Genomic DNA, 20,825 nt, shown 5'->3' with positions numbered 1-20,825 from the left:
TTTCCTCTTTTCTTTCTTTTTAATTAAATTATTCTTTCGTTATTAATGATGCAATCATCGGTATGATATTATGACTTTTCGTTTTATCTACAAAACCGTCAGCACCTAAATCTTCTGCTTCACGTTTATTGTTCTCTCCAGTCATAGAACTATTAACAATGATAGGAATCTCGTTTGTAAGAGGGTTTGATTTTAAAAGTTTCGTTACGGTAAAACCAGACATTTCAGGCATCTCAATATCTGTAATAACTGCAGCAATTTTTTTAATTCCTGCATCATCTAAACTATCTAGATGTTCAACAAGTTTTTTCCCGTTATCAAAAAGTATCATATCAATATGGGCATTTTGAAAAATCTGTATCAAATGTTTCTGTGCAGTTTTTGAATCTTCTGCAACAAGTACAGTTCCTTCTCTCAGTTTTTGAGGTAAAACGATATCTTTTAGCATTGCTGTATCTTTATCTATATCTACAAGTGCTTGAGGAATAACATCAGCTAAAAGTTTTTCATAGTCAAGTACCAAACAAAGACTGCCATCTTCGAGTCTTGTGTCATTGATCACAACACCGTCATCTTTAAGACGGTAACTATCAGGCGCATGCATCTCATTCCAGTTTTTCTTAATAACTCTGTATGCATACATAATGCGTAAACCGATAATAACTCCATTGAAGTCACAGATAAGAATATCAGATTTTTCTACTTCCTCTTTTGAGAGATTCACACCCAACCATTTTGGCAGATTTAGTAGAGGGATCTGTAACCCACGTAAGATAATAGTGCCTTCGAGTAGTGGATGAGAAGAAGGAATTTGCGTCAAAAAATGATTTTTTGATTCTACAACCTCTCTCGTTTTAAATACATTGATTGCATAGTACGCCGAATCTTCACTCTCGCTTATTCTAAAGACAAGGAGTTGTAATTCATTGTTCTTGGCAAGATTTGTAGCGGCATCAACTTTATCCAAAAAAGCCATTCATTTCCCCATTTATTAAAGATGGATAAATAGTACCAAAATAAATATGAAATATGCTTGAATTAACAATCTCATGTTAAAATTAGTTTAGTTTTTACGAAGGATAAAAAGATATGAAATTACTTTCATTATTACTATTTTTAACTACATTAGCATACTCTCAAGTTTATTATTCAAAGGTAGAACCTTATGAGATGAGAACAATTAGTTCAAACGTGTCCGGTGAGGTATTGGATATAGCCGAGAATATGGTGGGAAAAAAATTAACTACGAAGATATATATTAAAATAGACGATGCTTTAGACAAAGATGAGTTAAAAGATGTAAATGAGAAGATCACTTATATTAAAGATACGATTAAAGTGAATCAGGAAATTTTAGAAAACCTCAATCTATCGTTAGAAAAAAAAGAGTTGAACTATAAAAAAGTTGCCGCATTAAAGATAAAGTCTAAAATTGAAAAAGACAACGAATTTTATAATCTAGTGACAAGTAGGAACTTGGCTCTATCGACAAAAAAAGAGATCAATAATCTTAATATTCAACTAGCAGACTTAAAGTTACGCAAAAAGCAGCTGGAAAAAACTATAGAAGATAAAAATTTACGTAACAAAGGGTTAATACTTTATTCAATCGATGTAAAGGTTGGGCAAGTTGTTTCACCGGGGATGGCACTGGCAAAAATTGCAGATACATCTAAAGGTTTACTTAGTATCTATGTCACGGAAGATGAACTTAGAAGTTTAAAAGAGAAAGTAGTTTATATTGACGGCAAGAAAACGGATTATAAACCAACAAGAGTATTATCTATTGCCGATGAGAAAAATATCTCTAAATATTTAGTACAGATTGTAATTAATCCTCCAAAGATTTTTTCTAAACTCGTAAAAATAGAATTGAAAGAGAAGTAATATGACAGAATATACGGCGTGTCCACTCGATTGTTATGATGCATGTGAAGTGGTTTACAAAGATGGTACTTTAAAAGGTACAGCAAATGGACATACACAAGGGTTTTTATGTCCGCATCTAAACCATTATGAAAATTTTGAACGTATCAGTGCACCGAGATATAAAGGTGAGGTAATTAGTTTAGACAAAGCGTTAAAGAAGTTAAAAGAGATTATTGAACAAACTCCAAAACATCAAATGCTCCATTACAAGGGGCATGGAAACTTTGGTTTAATGCAAGATGTAACAGATCATTTTTTTGCCTCAAATGATAATATCTTGACTGATGGAAGTTTATGTGACGGTGCGGGTGAAGCCGGTATACTTGAAGGGCGCGGTAGTAATAAAAATATGCCTTATTCTGAGATCGAAAAATCTGATGTTATTATCTTTTGGGGAAGAAACCCTCATGTGACATCTTCACATCTTTTACCGCTTATAAAAGATAAGAAAATTATTGTTATTGATCCTGTAAAAACACAGATTGCAAAAACGGCAGATTATCATGTACAGCTCAAGCCCCATACTGATCTCTATTTTGCTATGCTTTTAACTCGTTTTTTACATATAGAGGGCTCTTTGGATGAAGAGTATCTACAAGAATACGCAAGTGAATTTGAAGATTATTACGAACTGACACAAGGTATTCGTATTAAAGCAACGCTTGATACTATGGGATTGTCTCTTGGTGATATCGGAGCAGTTTTAGAACTTGTAAAAGATCAAAAAGTGGCAATTGTCTGTGGCGTAGGGATTCAAAAGTATTCCGATGGTGCAGATATAATGCGTGCAATAGATGCATTTGCCGTTACTCTAGGTCTTTTTGGAAAAGAGGGTTCTGGTGTAGCATATCTGGGAGATTCAAAAGAGGGGATTGAGAGTCCTTTTAATACGAAATCAAAAAAAGTTTCAAAAGTAAATACCCCTTTTGATGAGTTTGAATCGGTTTTTATTCAAGGGGCGAATCCTCTTGCACAGATGCCTGACACTATACGTGTACAAAACAGTATCTACCATACAAAAAATGTTGTTTATTTCGGGCTTTATGAAAATGAAACAAGTGAAAGAGCAGACCTTGTAATCCCTGCAAAAACATTTTTGGAAAAAGATGATGTTCGTGCTTCGTATGGACATAATACGCTTTCAGTAATGAATAAACAAATAGAGAGTGAAATTGGGATCAGCGAGTATGAGTTGGCAAAATATTTGTGTGATGCTTTTGGAATAGATTTAAAAAGCGAACAGGAATATTTAGAACATTTTAAAAGTTTCGGCGTAGTGAAAATCAATGGAGTTTTTGAAGTGGAAAACAGAGAACATATCTCTTATCAAGAGGGGTTTGATACCGATGATGGAGAGTTTTTATTTCTTGAAGAGTTTGATGTTTTACAAGATATACCGGAAGGGAATTTTCATCTTATAACACCAAAAAGCGCTCAGAGCCTAAACTCCCAATTTAACAGAGAAAACTATGTGTATCTTAACAGCTCACACCAAATAAATGATGGGGAACGTGTGAAAATTATTTCTAAAAACGGTGAAGTGGTTTTAGAGGTTAAAAACTCAGAAGATCTTAGAGATGATACTGTTTTGATCTACAGCGGAACACCAGGTGTGAATAATCTTACATCTTCAAGGCACTCTATTGAAGGTAAAAGTGCTATTTTTCAAGAAAATACGGTTTCAATCGTAAGAGATTTTTAGTTATAATCTTATAAAAATTATTGGATAAATTATGGATATACAACAATTAGATAAAAAATATGTTTTACCGACATATGCAAGAGCAGATGTTGAGTTCGTTAGTGGTAAAAATGCAAGACTTACAGATGCTAATGGTAAAGAGTATATAGACTTTACTTCAGGTATCGCAGTTGTGAGTGTGGGGCACGGTAATGAAAGACTGACAAATGCTCTATGTGAGCAAACAAAAAAACTGATACATATGTCAAACCTATACTATACTGCACCGCAGGCACTTGCTGCTAAAAAAATAGTTGAAGCCAGCGGTTATGATATGAAATGTTTCTTTGGAAACAGTGGTGCAGAAGCAAATGAAGGTGCCATTAAGATCGCTAGAAAATACGGTGAAAAAGATGGTGTTCCAAAACGTTATAAAATTATTACACTTGATCACTCATTTCACGGAAGAACGATCACCACAGTAAAAGCAACAGGGCAAGAGTCTATGCATAACTATTTTGGACCGTTCCCTGACGGTTTTGTGTATGCAAAAGATATCGATGAAGTGGAATCTTTACTTGATGATCATACTGTAGCGGTTATGATCGAACTGGTTCAAGGTGAGGGTGGTGTACAACCTCAGGATAAACAAAAAGTTCAAGAGCTGGTAAAGTTGTTACAATCTAAAGATATTTTAGTTATCGTTGATGAAGTACAAACAGGTGTATATAGAACAGGGAAGTTCTTAGCATCAAATCTGTATGAGATAGAACCTGATATCATTTCATTAGCAAAAGGTGTCGGCGGCGGTGTACCTGTCGGTGTTGTGATGACAAGTAAAAAAGATATTTTTAGTCCCGGTGATCACGGATCAACTTTTGGCGGAAACTTTTTAAGTACGACTGCTGTTTGTGAAGTGCTTGATATTTTAAATGAATATGATGCAAGCGGTGCTCTCTCAGATGGAATAGCATATTTTGATGCTGCATTAGAAAAGTTTTACAATAACCATACAAACTTATTTACTGCAAAAGTAGGACTTGGAATGATGTGTGGTCTACGCGTTAAAGATTCTGAGACGTTGTCTGCAATCATTAAAAATGCTCAGGAAAACGGTGTAATGGTCCTTAAAGCAGGACGTAATACACTAAGATTTTTACCACCCCTCACTATCACGAAAGAGGAAATAGATGAAGGCTTTAAAGCTCTTGAATCTGCTGTTAGTAAGCTCTAGCTTACTGGCAAATGAAAATAACACCTCTTTAGATACTTATCTTTCTGATCTTAAACAGAAGCAGTTTGAATATGATTATGAAAAAAATGATCAAGAAAGTTCAAAATTGCGTGATACTTGGATAGCACCAATACAACTAAATTATAGTTATTCTAAGAGTAATCCCAATGTAGTAGAACAGACAAATCAATCGGCTACAATAAAGATGAATCAACCGATTTTTCAAAGCGGTGGTATTTATTATGGGATCAGATATGCCAATGCAATGAGGTTGTATAACGATTATACGATTGATGTTGCAAAACGAAAAATGATTAAAGATACTATCTCTATTTTAATGCAGCTGAAAAAATCGGATTTTCAAGAACAACGTCAAGTATTGCAGATCAAAAATGCAGATATAAACCTTGAACAAAGACGAGAAGAGTACTTAAGCGGAAGACTCGATTCTGGTTTTTTAGATGATGCTATTATTCAAAGAAATGTTGTAAAGCAGGCACTTTTTGATATTCAAAATGCAAAAGAGACATTGGTAACACAATTTCAGGTACTGAGTGATCTTGATTATAAAAAAGCTTCTATTCCACACTTAGAACTTATAAAAGAGGATGAGTTTTTAAAAAATAACATTGTTATAAAACAGACTCAGTCTCAGATCGAAAAAGACAGATACTATAAAAATGTGACTATTGCCAAGTATCTTCCAAAGGTAAACTTTACAGCCGGATATACATGGCAAAAAAGTGAAGGACAGCAGTTCTTTATAGCTGGAGTTTTAAGAGATAGTTCCCGAGAAATCAATTATTATGATTACGGTGTTAGTGCATCGATGCCCCTTGACATTAATATGTTTAACGATATTGAATCAATCAAGCTCGATTATCTAAAGTCTCAAGTGATTCAGGAAGATAAAAAAAGAGAACTTACAAACCTTTTTGAACAGGTTTTACATAACATAGATAATTTAGATAAAAAGGTCTCTTTGAGTAAAGAAAATATTGATCTGTATGGGAAACTTTTAGAAGATACTCAAGCACTATATGAAGCGGGCTATAAAACTGAGTATGATGTAGAGAATCTGCAAAACTCTTTAGAGATTCAAAAAATAGATGCAAAAATATATGAGATTGATAAACAATTAGAACTATTGACACTCTATGAGATGTATGTAAATAATGGAGAGTAGATGAAATTTAGCGAGTATATGGGTGAGTGGCTTTACGGTAAAGAAGGTTACTATGCTACGTATAAAAATATTGGTAAAGAGGGTGACTTTTACACGGCTGTCAGTGCAAGTAAGTTTTTTGGCGGAACGATAGCTAAACACATTATCTCTTTAGTTGATGAAGGCTTTTTAGATAAAGATGGTGTAGTGTGTGAGATAGGTGCACACCACGGTTACTTTTTAGCAGATGTATGTGAGTTCTTATATACACTTAGACCAGAACTTCTTTTAAGTTTACGCTTTGTTATTATTGAGCGTTTTGATGATCTTCAGAGACAACAAAGGGACTATTTTGCTGAGAGCTTCGGTGATGTAGTTCAGTTAACACACCATAAATCTTTAAGTGAGATGGAAGTAAAAAGTGCTTTTTTTATTGCCAATGAGATCTTTGATGCGTTCCCTTGTGAACTCTACTTTAAAGGGCATACTGCGCGTGTAGAGGGGCATCAGATCAATTTTGATGTTGAAGATGAATGGGTAAGTGAAAAAGCAAAGAAATATCATAAAGAAAAAGGTGAGATTGCAGTCGGCTATGAAGAGTTTGCCAAAGAGATGGCTCTCTCAGCTGAGCGTTTTGAATTTATGAGTTTTGATTACGGAGAGTTGCAGGCACGCCCTGATTTTTCACTTCGAATCTATGCAAAACATGAGGTGTATCCATTCTTTGAAGATGATCTAGACAGAGAGGTACTTTTTGGAACTTCAGATATCACTTACGATGTAACTTTTGAACATGTAAAAGATGCATATGAAGAGGCTGGTGTGAAGTTTATAACATGTGTCCCTCAAATGGTTGCCCTTGTTGATATGGGAATTTTAGAACTATTAGAGATGTTACAAGAAAATGCAGATGAGAAGATCTATAAACAAGAGCTTGAAAAAGTTAAAATGCTGATTATGCCAAATTTAATGGGTGAGAGATTTAAGATGATTAAGTTTAGGAAAAATGCTTAGTTCTATAGATATAGAAGCAATTAAAGCACTGGCTTTAGAAGCAGGGGAAGCTATTATGAAGATCTATGTGCAAGATTTTGCCATAGAGTATAAAGAGGATAACTCTCCACTTACTGAAGCTGATCTCAAAGCAAACGAGATCATTTGCTCCACATTAGAAAAACTCTACCCCAATATACCGATAATGAGTGAAGAGACTCAGGATGCTCCTTATAGTGTAAGAAAAAACTGGGATTATTACTGGTGTATAGACCCTATAGACGGTACCAAGGAATTTATAAAGAAAAATGGTGAATTTACCGTGAATATTGCACTCATTCACAAAGACACACCTGTTTTAGGTGTTGTATATGCACCTGTAAAAGAGGAACTTTATTGGGCAGTAAAAGATCAAGGGGCTTTTAAAAACGGTATAAAACTTCCACTAAAAATTAACCACAATCCGGAAGATAAACTTCTGGTTTTAACTTCAAGATCACACCTTACACAAGAGACAAAAGATTTCATAGCAAGTTTCGATACAAAAAAGATAGAACAAAAAGCTGTTGGAAGCTCACTCAAATTATGTATGATAGCAGCCGGTGAAGCTGACATCTATCCAAAATTAGGACCGACTAGCGAATGGGATACGGCTGCAGCCGATGCTATACTGCGAGAAGCCGGAAAAATGGTATATCAGTTCGACTTAACAAAGCCTCTTGTATATAATAAAGAAGAGCTTTTAAACCCTTGGTTTATTGTTAAATAGTGCAATAGTATTATTAGATTTCATACTCTATCATAGCTTTTTCATAACAGATATCCAGATTGTTTGCCATCAGGTCTGTAATTCTGTAATCTAGTTTACCTGCTTCGGTCATTGAAGTAACTATTTTTAATGCCTCTTCTTTAGTTAATCCTTCACGATAGGGTCTGTTTTGTATAAGAGCCTGATAGATATCGGCGGTTGTAATAATACGCGCTTCGATAGGGATATCTTTTGCTTCAAAATTGTAAGGATATCCTTGCGAATCTAAGGTTTCATGGTGCATAGATGCCAGATAAGCTATCTCTTTAAAACCTTGTACTCTGCGTAAAATAATATAAGAATCAAATCCATGTCGATTCATTTTAAGACGTTCATTGTAGTCAAGTTTTGCGGGTTTATTTAAAATTGCATCATCTACACGAAGTTTTCCCAGATCATGTAATAAGCCTGCTATCTCTATTTTTTCACAAACTTCTAAGGAAAGATTCATCTCTTCAGCCAGATAACGTGCAAGGTTGCTTACACTTACAGAGTGTGAAGAGGTAAATTCACTTTTTGCATCTACAACGGCAGCAAACATCAATGCAAGCTTTTTTACTTCTGCAAAGGAGAATGTATGTTCAATCCCTTTTTCGATCCACTCTACAAAATACTCATCCAGTGCATCCTCTTCAAAATAAAACCAAAATGATGAGCGCTGAGATACATGTAAAAAGATCTCTACAAGTTCAGGAGAGAACATTGAACCGCTGTATTTTTGAATAGTTTCTTGAATTGTTTGAATTGAGAAGACTTCAGAGTCTTTTTGCTGAGCATTTAAAGCATCAACCCTGTCAACCATATATATAAGATTTGTAATATACTTTTCTTCTTCTGAAAGAGAATCCGGCATTCTATTCCAGTGGGTATGATGATAACGTATTAAGGTTGCATACTTTTCATAAATATCTACACTTTTTAAAAGTTCTTCTCCGCGCTTTGCATGTACTTGAGAATTGTCCCAGTCGAGTTCAGTTACAAGGTGTGAATGCACGTCTGTAGAGGAAACACCGCAGTCATGGAGCATAGATGCACAGATAACATCATCTATTTTTTCTTGCGGCCAGTGTAGCTCTTTTAAAATTTCCGCTGCCATGTAGGCAACTCTTTTGCCGTGAAAAGTATCATCAATACCTACAAAATCCAAAGCAGTTGAGAGTGAATACGTCACTTCTCTTAAGTTTAATTGGTAGTTCATAGGACTATTGTATCTCGTATAAACTTAATGGTAAATAAGAAAAATTTATAGGGATAGAGTTATGAAACTCTAACGAGTTTCATAAGAAAAAAGGAGGGAAGTTATTAGAGGTTCGCAATAACCTTCATTAACTCATCAGGTCTGTTTGAGTTTTTCAGTGCATTCTCTTTAGAGATAGTTTTTTTCTGTAAGAGTTCAAGCAGCTGTTGTGTCTGAGTTGTCATAGCAGTTTCCCCTTGGTTTAACTGCATTTGTGAATAGATTTGGTGTACTTTATCTTCGCGGATAAGGTTAGAAATGGCAGGATTAGAGATCATAACCTCTTGTGTAGCAACTTTACCGCCACCAACTCTTGGAATAAGTGTTTGAGAAATAACGGCAACTAGTGATGATGCAAGTTGCGCACGTACTTGAGCCTGTTCCTCACCATCGAAAACGTCGATGATACGGTTGATTGTTCCTGGTGCAGAGTTTGTATGGAGTGTACCAAAAACCAAGTGACCAGTTTCCGCGGCTGTTAGAGCTGCACCGATCGTTTCAGCATCCCTCATCTCCCCGATGAGGATAACATCCGGGTCTTGACGAAGAGCGTACTTCAGTGCTGTAGCAAACGATCTTGTACAGCTACCAACATCCCTTTGTGAAAAGAGAGATTTAATGTTTGTGTGAACAAACTCAACCGGGTCTTCAATTGTAATGATGTGACGTCTTTCATTGAGATTAATCTCATGTAGCATTGACGCAAGTGTAGTTGATTTACCTGAACCAGTAGGACCTGTTACAAGAATAAGCCCTTTCTCTTTTTTAACGAGTTCTTTGAAAATTGGTGGATTTCCATACTCTTCAAGTGTCGGAATCTCAATAGGAATCATACGGAATGCACAACCTATACCGTAAATAGTACGGTAGTAGTTCGCACGAAAACGCCCGATATCTTTAAGTTCAAAAGAGAAGTCAAGTTCGTTGTTCTCTTCAAAATCTTTTTTCTGTTTGTCTTCTATAAGAGAATATGCCATCTCTTCAATGTCAGTATCACTTAGAACAGGAAGGTTAAGTGCTCTTAACTCCTTATCTATCCTAATCTGCGGTTCACTTCCAACAACTAGGTGTAAGTCTGATGACTTAAACGCCATAACACTTTTTAAAAGTTTTTTAATATCTAACTTTTTACCTGCTTGTGCACTTTGACTTTGTAACTCTTCACTCATAGAAAACTCCTTTTATAATTTTCTTCGTTAAAACCAACAATTACTTCATCGTTAAACTCAACCACCGGTCGTTTAATAAGAAGGTTCTCTTTACACAACCACTCTTTTTGTCCGGCTTCATCGAGGTTAAGTTCTTTGAGCTTTAAGTTTCTGTATGTAGTACTTCTTGAATTAAAAAGTTCTTTCATACTCACTTTTTTGAGCCATTCATCTATCTTTTGGCATGGTAATTTTTCTGTTTTAAAGTCGTATAACTCATATGCAAGATCGTTCTTTTTAAAAAACGATAAAGCTTTTTTTACACTATCACAATTTTTTATACCATAGACTCTGATCATGACTACTCGATAATTTTAGGTACTATAAAGAAATGTTCAGATGCATCTGGTGCATGACGCAGTATATCATCATTTACATTAGTATCGCAAGATGGTAAATCTTCTCTTAATGGAGTTGCATTGTCGTTCATAGCAAAAGTTGAGTCGATTCCAGCCGTATCTAACTCACTGAGATTATCAACAAAACTTACGATTTCAGACAACTGCTCTACGATTTCAGCACGTTTATCCTCTGCAACTTTTAAATAAGATAATTTTTCTAATCTGCTTAATAATTTATCATCAACTTGCATTAAATTTCCTGACTTATATAATTTTCTTAAATTTTAACATAGAAAACTTAATTTATTTGAACTTGTTTGAGAAAAGTTTAACAAACTATGCGATAATATTCTATACTTTCGAAATAAAGGGATGATTTTTGAGCTTAAAAGATAACATTGACATGGTTAAAGAGGAACTGAACTCTGAAGAGAAGTTCTTTGAAAAAGCTGTCGTAACGGAAAAGTTTGTAAAGAAATATAAAAAACCGCTTATAGGTTCTGTAATCGCTATAGTTTTAATAGTAGCTGCTGATATCGCTTATGATGTAAATAAACAAAATACTATAACTGCTGCAAATGAGACATTAAAAGAACTGCAGGCAGGCAGTTTTGACACTGCAACAGTTGCAAGACTTCAATCACTAAGTTCTGAACTCCATGACGTATGGGCTTATTCTCAAGCAGTAGCAAACGAGAGTGCAGAAGAATTTTCAAAATTAACAGACTCAAAAGCATTACTTATCGGAGACCTTTCAACATACGAAGCTGCACAACTTAAAGGTGATAAAAAGCTCTTAGAAAAATATGCGAAACAAAAAGATGTTATCTATAAAGAGTTAGCATTGGTAGAATTGGCATTAATCGCTATGAATGAAGGCAAAATTGATGAAGCTCATGCAAACTTAAGTATGATCTCATCAGATTCACCTTTAGCAAATGTTGCAAAATCATTAATGCACTACGGAGTTAAATAGTTTGAAAAACTATATATTTTTTACTCTAACAGCTTTAACGATCGTCTTTAGTGGATGTAGTACAAAAGAGGTTTTTGAGCCGAAATCTGTAGAAGCTGATTGGGATAAAGAGAGCAGTATAGAATCTGACCTAGTAGATAGAGCTTACAATGTTGCACTTTTAGATAACGGCAAGGTTCTCGATAAAGATGGTGTTAAAGATATTACGATCGATGAAGATAAAAGACTTATCTCAGAGAGTGACGGTTGGATCATCTCTGCATCAATTGACGGAAATGTTAGTATAGTATCTATAGCAGATAGCAATATTACAAAAAATATTGATCTTAAAAATACAATTGCAGCAGCGAGTATAAAAGATAATATTTTAGCAGTACTTTTTGCAAACAACGATATGGCTCTGTATGATATTAATACTAAAGCATTGGTATTAAAAGAGCAGGGTTCTAAATCTTTAGCAGTTGATATGAAGATAGTAAACCCTTACTTTATGAAAGATCTTGTTATCTTCTCAACACTTGACGGTAAGATAGTTATCATCAATGCTACGGTGAAAAAACGTTTACGTACAGTGATCGTATCATCTCAAGATAAATTTAATAATATTATCTATTTTAATATGATTGATAATAAAATTATCGCAGCTACAGGTACAAAAATCCTTTCACTTGCACAAAAAGAGATACGCCAAAAGTATGAGATCAGAAGTATTATAGATGACGATAAGATGCTTTATATAGCAACAAAGCAGGGTGATGTTATCTCTTTAACTCCTGAGCTTGAGGTTGTTAATAAAACCAAGTTCCCGTTTGCACATATTCTTGGAATGGTAAGTGATGAAGAAAAGATATATCTTCTTGAAAAAGAGGAGTATCTTATAGAAATTGACAAAAAAACTTTTGAATATAAAATATATGAAAGTGACTTTAGTGACGGATTCGTTTTTGTAGGCGATAAAGTTTTTTATGTGGATGATACAAAAATATCAATTAAATAGATGTCTAAGGAACTCGAAGCTTTTTTAGAATATATCCTTGTCACCAAAACACTCTCAAAAAAGAGTGTTGAGGCATACAAGGGTGATCTTCTGCAACTTGAAGAGAAGTTCCAAAAGCCCCTTATCTCTTTAGATACCCCAACAATTCTCTCTCTTCTCTCAGAATATAAAAACAAACGTACACTCAATCGTAAACTCTCTTCAATCAACGCCTTTTTTGATTTCTGTTATAAAGAGGAGTTTTTAGCGGAAAAAACAAAGATCAAGTCGGCAAAAATTCCAAAACTGCTTCCAAAGTTTTTATCATATGAAGCGATACAAAGTGGACTTTCAATGATTGACAGATCTACTTGGATAGGAAAAAGGGATTATGCTTTGATCCTTTTTTTATATGCAAGCGGAGCAAGGATAAGTGAATGTTTGGAACTCTCTTTAGGGGATATTGACGGGGAGTGGCTCTACATCCGCCATGCCAAAGGGCAAAAGGAGAGAATTGTCCCTTTAGCTCAAGTTGCCAAAGATGCGATCGATGAGTATCTTGGAGAATTACCTTTTGAGAAAGATTTTATATGGTGCAACTATAAAGGTGGCAAACTGAGCCGAATCTCTGCTTTTAAAATTACACAAAAATATTTGGGCGTATCACCCCACGTGCTGCGACACTCCTATGCAACCTCTTTAATACGAGGTGGAGCCGATATTAGAGTTGTTCAAGAACTTCTCGGACACTCCTCACTGTTAACGACACAGATCTATACACATATTCAAAAACAAGATCTTAAAGATACAGTCGATGTATGTCATCCGATGGCAAAAGAGAATTTATGAATAAAATTAAGATACAAATATCCTTACTGTTGATAGCAACTCTCGGTGTTATGTCCGGTATTACAGTAGTCTCATCCTTACCGTTAATCGCGCATAAATTTTCTAATATAGAACATATAGAGTTTCTATCAAAATTGATGCTTACGATTCCCTCGATGATGATAGCTCTTTTTGCTCCCTTTGCAGGACATATTGTAGACAGATTTGGTCGGCTTAAGCCTCTATATGGAGGAATTATACTTTTTATAATAGGGGGAAGTTCCGGATTTTATCTGCATGATTTTTATGTGATTCTTATAGGTCGTGCACTTCTTGGAATTGCCGTTGCCCTCATAATGACTAGTTCAACGGCACTGATTGGAGATTATTTTAATGAAGAGTTGCGACATAAGTTTATGGCAAAGCAGGGGATGGCTGTAGCCCTTGGCGGGATAGTTTTTATCTCTTTAGGGGGATTGCTGGCACAAATACATTGGTCGTATCCTTTTGCGATCTACTTGCTCCCTATACTCTTTTTCCCATTACTTTTAAGTTCACTTTATGAGCCGAAAAAACACTCTGAGCTTGATGAAGATCTCAATGTATCGACAAAACTTTTTCCAGTGTATTTGACGGCATTTTTTGTGATGGTTCTATTTTATATGCTTCCGACACAATTACCGTACTTGATAGTAAATACCTTGGGAGGCAAACCGCAGACGGTAGGATTTGTGATAGCAACAGCTATGATCTTTAATGCTCTTACCTCTATACAGTATGCAAAGATCAAAGCAAAATTTTCCTATATCCAGATCTATATGGCGACATTTATACTTTTTGGTACGGGTGTATTTATCGTCTCAGAGGCGAAGAGTATTACAGAACTCTTTTTTGCTACCGCTCCACTGGGGATGGCTTTTGGACTTTTACTTGTCAATACCAGTGCCTGGTTTCTCTCTCAAGTGCCGCCGCATAAAAGGGGAAAAGCTTCAGGGATGTTAACGTCGAGTTTTTTTCTGGGACAATTTTCCTCACCCTTGTTGTTTGAACCGATAGTATTGGCTTACGGGATACAAGGACTCTTTTTTATAGTATCGCTTGTATCTTTTTTTACAGCTTTTGTATTGTTTGTAAAGAGCTATAAATAAGCTCATTTTTTAGTTGAGGTAAAAGTGATTAATCTTTCTCTAGAAAGTTTTAAGATCTAGAACGGGAACGGTTTCTTGAATTAGACCGATTAGACCGAGGCTTATTTTGCGCGGGTTTTGCTTTCTTTTGAGAGTTGTTGCGAGAACCGCGCCCTCCGCCCATATTTATAGGTTCTGCTTTTATAGATGGATCTGGTTTAAAACCTTTTAACCACACTTTAGGGATATCTTTTTTGATAAGCTTCTCAATGTTCTTCAAGAATTCATCTTCGTCTACACACACCAGTGAAACAGCTTCACCCTCGTTTCCAGCACGTCCGGTACGTCCAATTCGGTGTACATAATCTTCACTGACATTAGGCAGTTCAAAGTTTACTACATGGGGAAGCTGATCGATGTCGATCCCGCGTGCTGCGATGTCAGTTGCCACTAAAACTCTTACATCACCTTTTTTAAAGTCAGCGAGTGCTTTGGTTCTTGCATTTTGACTTTTGTTTCCGTGAATTGCCACAGCTGAAATCCCGTCTTTTTCCAACTGTCCACACAGTTTATTTGCTCCGTGTTTTGTTCTTGTAAATACAAGTACCTGCTTCCAATCCCCTTCAGTGATGAGGTGTGTTAAAAGCTCACGTTTACGTGCTTTGTCAACGTGATAAACAGCTTGTTTAACGATCTCGCTTGAAGTATTTCTTCTTGCTACTTCTATAAGAGTTGGAGACTTTAGCAAGCTCTCTGAAAGTTTTTTTATAGCATCTGAGTAAGTTGCCGAAAAGAGTAGGTTTTGTCTCTCTTTTGGCAGGAGTTTCATGATTTTTTTTATGTCGTTGATAAACCCCATATCTAACATTCTATCCGCTTCATCAAGGATGAAAAAGTCAACTTTTGAAAGTTTGATCGTCCCCTGAGAAATATGGTCTAAGAGTCTTCCCGGAGTAGCTACAACAATATCTACCCCTTTTTTCAATTGTGTGATCTGAGGGTTTATCTTTACCCCTCCAAATATTACTGTAGATTTAAATGGGAGATGTTTGCCGTAAAGAGACACACTCTCGCCAACTTGTGCAGCCAATTCACGTGTGGGAGTCAGTATAAGTGCACGTACCTCGTGCTTATGTTTTGTTGGTTTTGCACGGGAAAGGAGTTCGAGTAAAGGGAGTGTAAACCCCGCTGTTTTACCTGTACCCGTTTGGGCACCTGCTAATATATCTTTTTTCTCTAATACTACAGGTATAGCTTTTTCCTGTATCGGTGTAGCTTTTGTATAGCCTTGTTCTTTTATCGCTTTTAATAAAGGTGCTGATAGACCCAGTTCTTTAAATGTCAACTTATTTTATCCTAGTTGTTAATATGATTCATAATAGCATAATAAACTGCGAGTAATGGCAGGGATTTAAACTAATATGTTTTAGTGACTAAAAAGCTTATTAAGATTATCCAAGTATAATACATACATGAAAAAAATAGCACCGATTTTAATAGTCTTAGTTTTTGTGATAGTAATAGTATCTATATTCCTTTCTTTAGGGAAAACACAACATATGGTGGTGATAAAAGAGGGAAACCTCAAACAACTTCCTTTAAAAATAGAATTGCATAAATATCAAGACAGTTATTGCGGGATGATTATAGATGAGCTCTCTTATGCATCTCAGGTGGTGGCAAAAGATGGTAAAACTTGGTTTTTTCATGATCACGGAGATTTCGTTTTATGGCTTGAAAACAAACCGTTTAAAGATGAGGTGAAAATCTGGGTGATGAGTAGAGATACAAATAAGTGGATCGATGCAAAAGAAGCATATTATTCACGAAATGAGATCACACCTATGGGATTTGGTTTTGGTGCGTATGAACAAAAAAAAGAACATTTAGTAACTTATGGAGAGATGAAACTTTTTACACTTCGCGGTGAAACGATGCTAGATCCAAAAATAAGAAAAATTTTAACGGACAAATAAGTGGATACAGTTAATATTATAGCGATCATAAGCATAGCGTTTTTAGGATCTTTTGGGCATTGTATAGGTATGTGCGGAGGAATAGTTCTTGCCTATTCAAGTATTAAAATTGAGCCGCAAAGCTCAAAAGTTTCAAAGAGTGTAGCGCATCTGCTTTACAGTCTTGGAAGAGTGTTTACATACACACTCTTAGGTGCTGTTTTTGGAGCACTCGGCGGCGTTGTGACATTTTCAAATAGTGCAAACGGTGCTTTGCTTGTTGTTGCCGGAGTTGTGATGATCTTGGCCGGCTTGTCACTTATGGGGAAAATTAAATTTTTAACAGTGATTGAACATACTTTCTCCTCATCTAAACTTTATAAAGAGAGTTTTCGCTCTATTTTAAACTCCAAATCAAACTTTAGTTTTTTTGTTCTTGGAATGCTTAACGGACTGCTTCCATGCGGTTTTGTATACTTTTTTGCGATCACTGCGGCATCAACAGCAAGTCCGTTGTATGGAGCATTAGTGATGTTTATTTTTGGAATAAGTACAATTCCGGCAATGTTTGGACTTGGATTTTTGTCCTCAATGGCAAGTGCAACAAACTTTAGAAATATGATGATGAGTTTATCGAGTGTAGCAGTTATCCTCTATGGCGGTTTTACAATTTACAATGGATATGAGTATATTACAGATCCTTTAAAAACGGTACAACAGTGTCATTAGGTGTAGATAATTAAATTTAGAATTCGCTATAATAAAAAATAAAATAATTAAAAAAAAAGGTATTAGAGATATGAAAAGCTCAATTGTAGAGAGTATTAAATCCCTTCCTCCACTTTCTAAAACTATTGCAGATATAGATAGAGTGTTTGCAGATAAAGAAGCTGGAGTTTCTGATCTTACTAAGGTGATTGAACATGACCCGATGATTGTAGCTAACCTTTTAAAAACGGCAAACTCACCTCTTTACGGCTTCGGTAGGGAGATTAAAAATGTCGGTCAGGCAGTTTCGCTTTTTGGAATGAGTATGACAAGGACTATCGCCCTTGGTAATGCCTTAAGAAAACTGCTCAATGTCGATATGCAACCATACGGTATTACAAGTGAGAGATTTGCAGAGATCTCTTCTTTGCAAGCAACCATGATGAATAGATGGTACGGCAAGATCGATAAGAAAAAAGCGGAAAAATTGTACCTCGCAGCTTTTTTACAGGAGACTGGAAAAATTCTTATTGCAAGTGACGTAATCAAAGAAGATGAAGATGTAAGTTTCAAATCTGAAATTGAGATGTCAAATAATCTGGCACAAGTTGAAAAGTCGTATGTGGGTGTAACGAGTGCCGAAGTTACGGCTGAGGTGTTTGAACACTGGGGCTTTGACAAAGAGTTTGTAGAGATGATCCGTTTTGCCGATGAACCTGCATCTGCGCCAGATGAGGTTAAAGAGTATGCAATGGCGTTGCATATTGTAAAAACTGCTTTACCTATCAATAAACCTTTGTCTGAACAAGCCATCAACTTTGCACTTCGTAAAGCAAGAGATGCAGGGTATAACCATGAAGCTATAGAAGATGCTATTGACGATATGTTAGATATTATCGAAGAAGAAGGGTTATAAACTTTCATGTCTAAAGTAGTTACAGTTATAGATACATTCGGCTTCTTTTTTAGAAGCTTTTACGCACTTCCGCAGCACTTAAAAACAAAAGATGGTTTTCCGACAGGACTTTTAACAGGATTTACAAACTTTATCTCTACATTGCAAAAAGATCACGATAGTGACTATATTATTTTTGCTGTTGATTCTAAAGGGGATACTTTTAGAAACGAGATAGATGAAAACTATAAAGCAAATCGTCAAGCTCCACCGCCTGAACTTACAATGCAGCTCCCTGTTGCTATTGAGTGGATCAATAAAATGGGTTATAAAACTCTTGGTCTTACCGGTTTTGAAGCGGATGATATGATAGCCACTGTTGTAAAGTTTGCAAAAGATAAAGGGTATAAAGTTCGTGTAGTTTCACACGATAAAGACCTTTATCAGCTTATAGATGATGATAATGTCACTATCGTCGATGCTATTAAAAGAAAAAGCGTTAATGAAGAAGCTTGTTATGAAAAGTACGGTGTAACTCCAAAACAGTTTATCGATTATCAGTCTATTTTAGGTGACAGTGCCGATAACGTTCCAGGTGTAAAAGGGATAGGAAAAGTTGGGGCTGAGAAGCTTTTAAAAGAATATGGAACTTTAGATAATATCTATGCTCATATAGACGAGATAAAAGGTGCAAATCAAAAGAAGCTTATAGCTTCAAAAGATCAGGCTTATATGTCAAAACAACTTGTAACGCTTCGTGACGATGCGTTTGATACGCTTGATTTTGAAGAGTACAAGATGGATGTTGAAAACCCGTTTTTAAATATCTATGATGAACTTGTTCAGTATGAACAAAATGCTATACTTCGAACACTTCATGCCAAAAATATGGTAAGTGATGAGCAAAAAGAGAAAGCTGTTCAAAAAGCAAATGAAGAGATAGCAGAAGATCATAGTGCAGAGGAGTTTAAAACAACTCTAATCACAGATAAGAAAACGCTTGATGATGTGATCGCAAAGTTAGAAGAATTGACTATCGTAGCTTTCGATACAGAGACTACGGGGCTTGATTATGAAAACGATAAGCTTGTAGGGTTCTCATTTTGTTTTAATGAAGATGAAGCGTATTATGTACCGTTTGGACATTTTTATCTGGGTGTTGGTGAGCAGATCAGTGAAGATGATGCAAAGGATGCAATTAAAAAGATTTTTAACTCTTTAATAGTTGGGCATAACATCAAGTTTGATCTTCACTTTCTTAACAAGTTTGTAGGGGAAGAGTTAAGTGTATACAGCGACAGTATGATACTCGCGTGGCTTATCAATCCTGAAGCGGCACTCTCTCTCGATAAACTCTCGGAAAAACTTTTAAACCATAAAATGATTGCGTTTAAAGATACGGTGAAAAAAGGGGAGACATTTGCATCGGTAGAGCTGGAGCAAGCATGTAAATATGCGGCTGAAGATGCATATATCACTTTTAAACTCTATAACCTTTTCTTACAAAAACTAGAATTGCAAAATGCTGATCATCTTATAGATGAAGCAGATGATATAGAGATCCCGTTTTTACAAACACTTTTAAAAATGGAAGAAACAGGTATTGCCGTTGATACAGCTTTCTTAGAGAAGTTTTTAACAGAGGTACAAGCCAATATTCAAACACTGACACAAGAGATATATACACTTGCAGGCGGAGAGTTCAATATTAACTCTACAAAGCAGTTAGGTGTAGTACTTTTTGAAACGTTAGGATTACCTGTAGGAAAGAAAACTAAGACTGGGTACTCTACAGACGAAAAGGTTCTTAGCTCACTCAAAGATTCTCATGAGATCATACCGAAGCTTTTAGAGTATCGTGAAGTATATAAACTTTACTCTACTTATATTGAACCGTTATTAAAATTAGCACGTGAGAGCGAAGATAGCCGTATCCATACATCTTTTGTACAAACGGGAACGGCAACAGGGAGACTTAGTTCTAAAAATCCTAACTTGCAAAATATTCCTACACGTACACCGCTTGGAGCAAAGATCCGTCAAGCATTTGTAGCACCAAAAGGGAAAAAACTTATAGGGATAGATTACTCGCAGATTGAATTGCGTCTGCTAGCACACTTTTCTGGGGATCCTGTACTTGTTGATGCTTTTAATCATAATAAAGATATCCACCTGCAAACTGCCATCGTTTTATTTGGCGAGGAGGAAGCTGCCCAAAAAAGAGGTATTGCCAAAACTGTAAACTTTGGACTTCTATATGGAATGGGACAGAAAAAACTCTCAGATACGTTGGGAATTACGACAAAAGAGGCAAAGGCGATTATAGAGAAGTACTTTGAATCATTTCCAACTGTAAAAACTTATTTTAGATCAATTGTAGACGGCTCTAAAGAGAAAGGCTACATAGAGACACTGCTTCGTAGAAGAAGATATTTTGACTATGAAAATGCGACACCTATGTTTAAAGCCGCTTATGAGCGTGAGAGTGTAAACAGTGTTTTTCAAGGGAGTGCGAGTGATCTGATTAAGCTTTCAATGAATAAAATTATTAAAACGATTGAAAAAGAGAACTTGGGCGCTAAAATGTTGCTACAGATTCACGATGAACTTATCTTTGAAGTGGATGAAGCAGTTTCAGATGAGCTTGGGAAAAAATTTCAGTCTATAATGGAGGATATTTATAAGTTAAATATCCCGTTAAAAGCCTCACTTAATATCGGTGACAACTGGAGCCAACTAAAATAATAAGAGGCAAGGGAGATTG

20 protein-coding genes are annotated in these 20,825 nt (G+C 35.7%); 14 read left to right on the top strand and 6 right to left on the bottom strand.

Going from position 1 to position 20,825, the window contains the following annotated elements; translation table 11 throughout:
* Window positions 1-28 precede the first annotated feature (28 nt).
* Complete coding sequence (locus FJR03_RS07305; protein WP_193112874.1) at window positions 29-976, bottom strand: chemotaxis protein; 948 nt, start codon at window positions 974-976, stop codon at window positions 29-31.
* Window positions 977-1,089: 113 nt separating this feature from the next.
* Here FJR03_RS07305 and FJR03_RS07300 point away from each other — a divergent pair, with 113 nt between their 5' ends.
* From FJR03_RS07300 to cysQ, 6 genes are read left to right on the top strand one after another with little or no spacing between them, the layout of a single operon-like run.
* On the top strand, window positions 1,090-1,887 hold the full coding sequence (locus FJR03_RS07300; RefSeq protein ID WP_193112873.1) for an HlyD family secretion protein: 798 nt from the start codon (window positions 1,090-1,092) through the stop codon (window positions 1,885-1,887).
* Window position 1,888: 1 nt separating this feature from the next.
* Window positions 1,889-3,631: a molybdopterin-dependent oxidoreductase gene (locus FJR03_RS07295; RefSeq protein WP_193112872.1), complete on the top strand. Its 1,743-nt coding sequence runs from the start codon at window positions 1,889-1,891 to the stop codon at window positions 3,629-3,631.
* Window positions 3,632-3,662: 31 nt separating this feature from the next.
* Entirely contained in the window at window positions 3,663-4,844 is a 1,182-nt protein-coding gene (locus FJR03_RS07290) for an aspartate aminotransferase family protein (RefSeq protein WP_193112871.1), read from the top strand.
* Window positions 4,801-6,030 (top strand): TolC family protein, encoded by a 1,230-nt coding sequence (locus FJR03_RS07285; RefSeq protein ID WP_193112870.1) that lies wholly within the window; start codon window positions 4,801-4,803, stop codon window positions 6,028-6,030. Before FJR03_RS07290 ends, FJR03_RS07285 begins: the two co-directional genes overlap by 44 nt.
* Entirely contained in the window at window positions 6,031-7,023 is a 993-nt protein-coding gene (locus tag FJR03_RS07280) for an SAM-dependent methyltransferase (protein WP_193112869.1), read from the top strand. It begins immediately after the preceding gene.
* Entirely contained in the window at window positions 7,016-7,771 is a 756-nt protein-coding gene (gene cysQ / locus FJR03_RS07275) for a 3'(2'),5'-bisphosphate nucleotidase CysQ (RefSeq protein ID WP_193112868.1), read from the top strand. Before FJR03_RS07280 ends, cysQ begins: the two co-directional genes overlap by 8 nt.
* A 13-nt stretch (window positions 7,772-7,784) precedes the next feature.
* On the opposite strand, the gene FJR03_RS07270 is transcribed toward cysQ, so the two are convergent.
* From FJR03_RS07270 to gatC, 4 genes are all read right to left on the bottom strand, one after another.
* On the bottom strand, window positions 7,785-9,008 hold the full coding sequence (locus FJR03_RS07270) for an HD-GYP domain-containing protein (RefSeq protein ID WP_193112867.1): 1,224 nt from the start codon (window positions 9,006-9,008) through the stop codon (window positions 7,785-7,787).
* A gap of 104 nt (window positions 9,009-9,112) precedes the next feature.
* Entirely contained in the window at window positions 9,113-10,216 is a 1,104-nt protein-coding gene (locus FJR03_RS07265) for a type IV pilus twitching motility protein PilT (protein ID WP_193112866.1), read from the bottom strand.
* Window positions 10,213-10,554 (bottom strand): arsenate reductase family protein, encoded by a 342-nt coding sequence (locus FJR03_RS07260; RefSeq protein ID WP_193112865.1) that lies wholly within the window; start codon window positions 10,552-10,554, stop codon window positions 10,213-10,215. Before FJR03_RS07260 ends, FJR03_RS07265 begins: the two co-directional genes overlap by 4 nt.
* A gap of 2 nt (window positions 10,555-10,556) precedes the next feature.
* Complete coding sequence (gene gatC / locus FJR03_RS07255) at window positions 10,557-10,847, bottom strand: Asp-tRNA(Asn)/Glu-tRNA(Gln) amidotransferase subunit GatC (protein ID WP_193112864.1); 291 nt, start codon at window positions 10,845-10,847, stop codon at window positions 10,557-10,559.
* Window positions 10,848-10,975: 128 nt separating this feature from the next.
* On the opposite strand from gatC, the gene FJR03_RS07250 reads away from it, so the two are divergent.
* From FJR03_RS07250 to FJR03_RS07235, 4 genes are read left to right on the top strand one after another with little or no spacing between them, the layout of a single operon-like run.
* Window positions 10,976-11,572 carry a hypothetical protein gene (locus FJR03_RS07250; protein ID WP_193112863.1) on the top strand — a complete coding sequence of 199 codons (597 nt, stop codon included), beginning with the start codon at window positions 10,976-10,978 and terminating at the stop codon, window positions 11,570-11,572.
* Window position 11,573: 1 nt separating this feature from the next.
* On the top strand, window positions 11,574-12,569 hold the full coding sequence (locus FJR03_RS07245) for a hypothetical protein (RefSeq protein WP_193112862.1): 996 nt from the start codon (window positions 11,574-11,576) through the stop codon (window positions 12,567-12,569).
* Window positions 12,570-13,397 carry a tyrosine-type recombinase/integrase gene (locus FJR03_RS07240; protein ID WP_193112861.1) on the top strand — a complete coding sequence of 276 codons (828 nt, stop codon included), beginning with the start codon at window positions 12,570-12,572 and terminating at the stop codon, window positions 13,395-13,397. It begins immediately after the preceding gene.
* Window positions 13,394-14,524, top strand: coding sequence for an MFS transporter (locus tag FJR03_RS07235; RefSeq protein ID WP_193112860.1), 1,131 nt, complete (start codon window positions 13,394-13,396; stop codon window positions 14,522-14,524). The genes FJR03_RS07240 and FJR03_RS07235 overlap by 4 nt, the downstream gene beginning before the upstream one ends.
* A gap of 49 nt (window positions 14,525-14,573) precedes the next feature.
* Here the strand turns inward: FJR03_RS07235 and FJR03_RS07230 are convergent, their stop codons facing one another.
* Window positions 14,574-15,848, bottom strand: coding sequence for a DEAD/DEAH box helicase (locus tag FJR03_RS07230; protein WP_193112859.1), 1,275 nt, complete (start codon window positions 15,846-15,848; stop codon window positions 14,574-14,576).
* Window positions 15,849-15,975: 127 nt separating this feature from the next.
* Between FJR03_RS07230 and FJR03_RS07225 the strand changes: the two genes are divergently transcribed.
* The 4 genes from FJR03_RS07225 (at window position 15,976) to polA (ending at window position 20,806) form a co-directional block, all read left to right on the top strand.
* Window positions 15,976-16,479, top strand: coding sequence for a hypothetical protein (locus FJR03_RS07225; protein ID WP_193112858.1), 504 nt, complete (start codon window positions 15,976-15,978; stop codon window positions 16,477-16,479).
* Window positions 16,480-17,187, top strand: a complete 708-nt coding sequence (locus FJR03_RS07220; RefSeq protein WP_193112857.1) for a sulfite exporter TauE/SafE family protein — start codon at window positions 16,480-16,482, stop codon at window positions 17,185-17,187.
* Window positions 17,188-17,257: 70 nt separating this feature from the next.
* Window positions 17,258-18,082 (top strand): HDOD domain-containing protein, encoded by an 825-nt coding sequence (locus tag FJR03_RS07215; RefSeq protein WP_193112856.1) that lies wholly within the window; start codon window positions 17,258-17,260, stop codon window positions 18,080-18,082.
* Window positions 18,083-18,088: 6 nt separating this feature from the next.
* Window positions 18,089-20,806 carry a DNA polymerase I gene (gene polA / locus FJR03_RS07210; RefSeq protein ID WP_193112855.1) on the top strand — a complete coding sequence of 906 codons (2,718 nt, stop codon included), beginning with the start codon at window positions 18,089-18,091 and terminating at the stop codon, window positions 20,804-20,806.
* Window positions 20,807-20,825: the final 19 nt, after the last annotated feature.

The organism is Sulfurimonas marina, assembly GCF_014905095.1.
In the GTDB taxonomy this organism is placed as follows: domain Bacteria; phylum Campylobacterota; class Campylobacteria; order Campylobacterales; family Sulfurimonadaceae; genus Sulfurimonas; species Sulfurimonas marina.
This window is presented reverse-complemented; position numbering and strand designations above follow the sequence as displayed.

Coding starts and splice junctions, on each gene's coding strand:
- FJR03_RS07305 (WP_193112874.1), bottom strand. CDS start 976: ATGGCTTTTTTGGATAAAGTTGATGCCGCTACAAATCTTGCCAAGAAC.
- FJR03_RS07300 (WP_193112873.1), top strand. CDS start 1,090: ATGAAATTACTTTCATTATTACTATTTTTAACTACATTAGCATACTCT.
- FJR03_RS07295 (WP_193112872.1), top strand. CDS start 1,889: ATGACAGAATATACGGCGTGTCCACTCGATTGTTATGATGCATGTGAA.
- FJR03_RS07290 (WP_193112871.1), top strand. CDS start 3,663: ATGGATATACAACAATTAGATAAAAAATATGTTTTACCGACATATGCA.
- FJR03_RS07285 (WP_193112870.1), top strand. CDS start 4,801: ATGAAGGCTTTAAAGCTCTTGAATCTGCTGTTAGTAAGCTCTAGCTTA.
- FJR03_RS07280 (WP_193112869.1), top strand. CDS start 6,031: ATGAAATTTAGCGAGTATATGGGTGAGTGGCTTTACGGTAAAGAAGGT.
- cysQ (WP_193112868.1), top strand. CDS start 7,016: ATGCTTAGTTCTATAGATATAGAAGCAATTAAAGCACTGGCTTTAGAA.
- FJR03_RS07270 (WP_193112867.1), bottom strand. CDS start 9,008: ATGAACTACCAATTAAACTTAAGAGAAGTGACGTATTCACTCTCAACT.
- FJR03_RS07265 (WP_193112866.1), bottom strand. CDS start 10,216: ATGAGTGAAGAGTTACAAAGTCAAAGTGCACAAGCAGGTAAAAAGTTA.
- FJR03_RS07260 (WP_193112865.1), bottom strand. CDS start 10,554: ATGATCAGAGTCTATGGTATAAAAAATTGTGATAGTGTAAAAAAAGCT.
- gatC (WP_193112864.1), bottom strand. CDS start 10,847: ATGCAAGTTGATGATAAATTATTAAGCAGATTAGAAAAATTATCTTAT.
- FJR03_RS07240 (WP_193112861.1), top strand. CDS start 12,570: ATGTCTAAGGAACTCGAAGCTTTTTTAGAATATATCCTTGTCACCAAA.
- FJR03_RS07235 (WP_193112860.1), top strand. CDS start 13,394: ATGAATAAAATTAAGATACAAATATCCTTACTGTTGATAGCAACTCTC.
- FJR03_RS07225 (WP_193112858.1), top strand. CDS start 15,976: ATGAAAAAAATAGCACCGATTTTAATAGTCTTAGTTTTTGTGATAGTA.
- FJR03_RS07215 (WP_193112856.1), top strand. CDS start 17,258: ATGAAAAGCTCAATTGTAGAGAGTATTAAATCCCTTCCTCCACTTTCT.
- polA (WP_193112855.1), top strand. CDS start 18,089: ATGTCTAAAGTAGTTACAGTTATAGATACATTCGGCTTCTTTTTTAGA.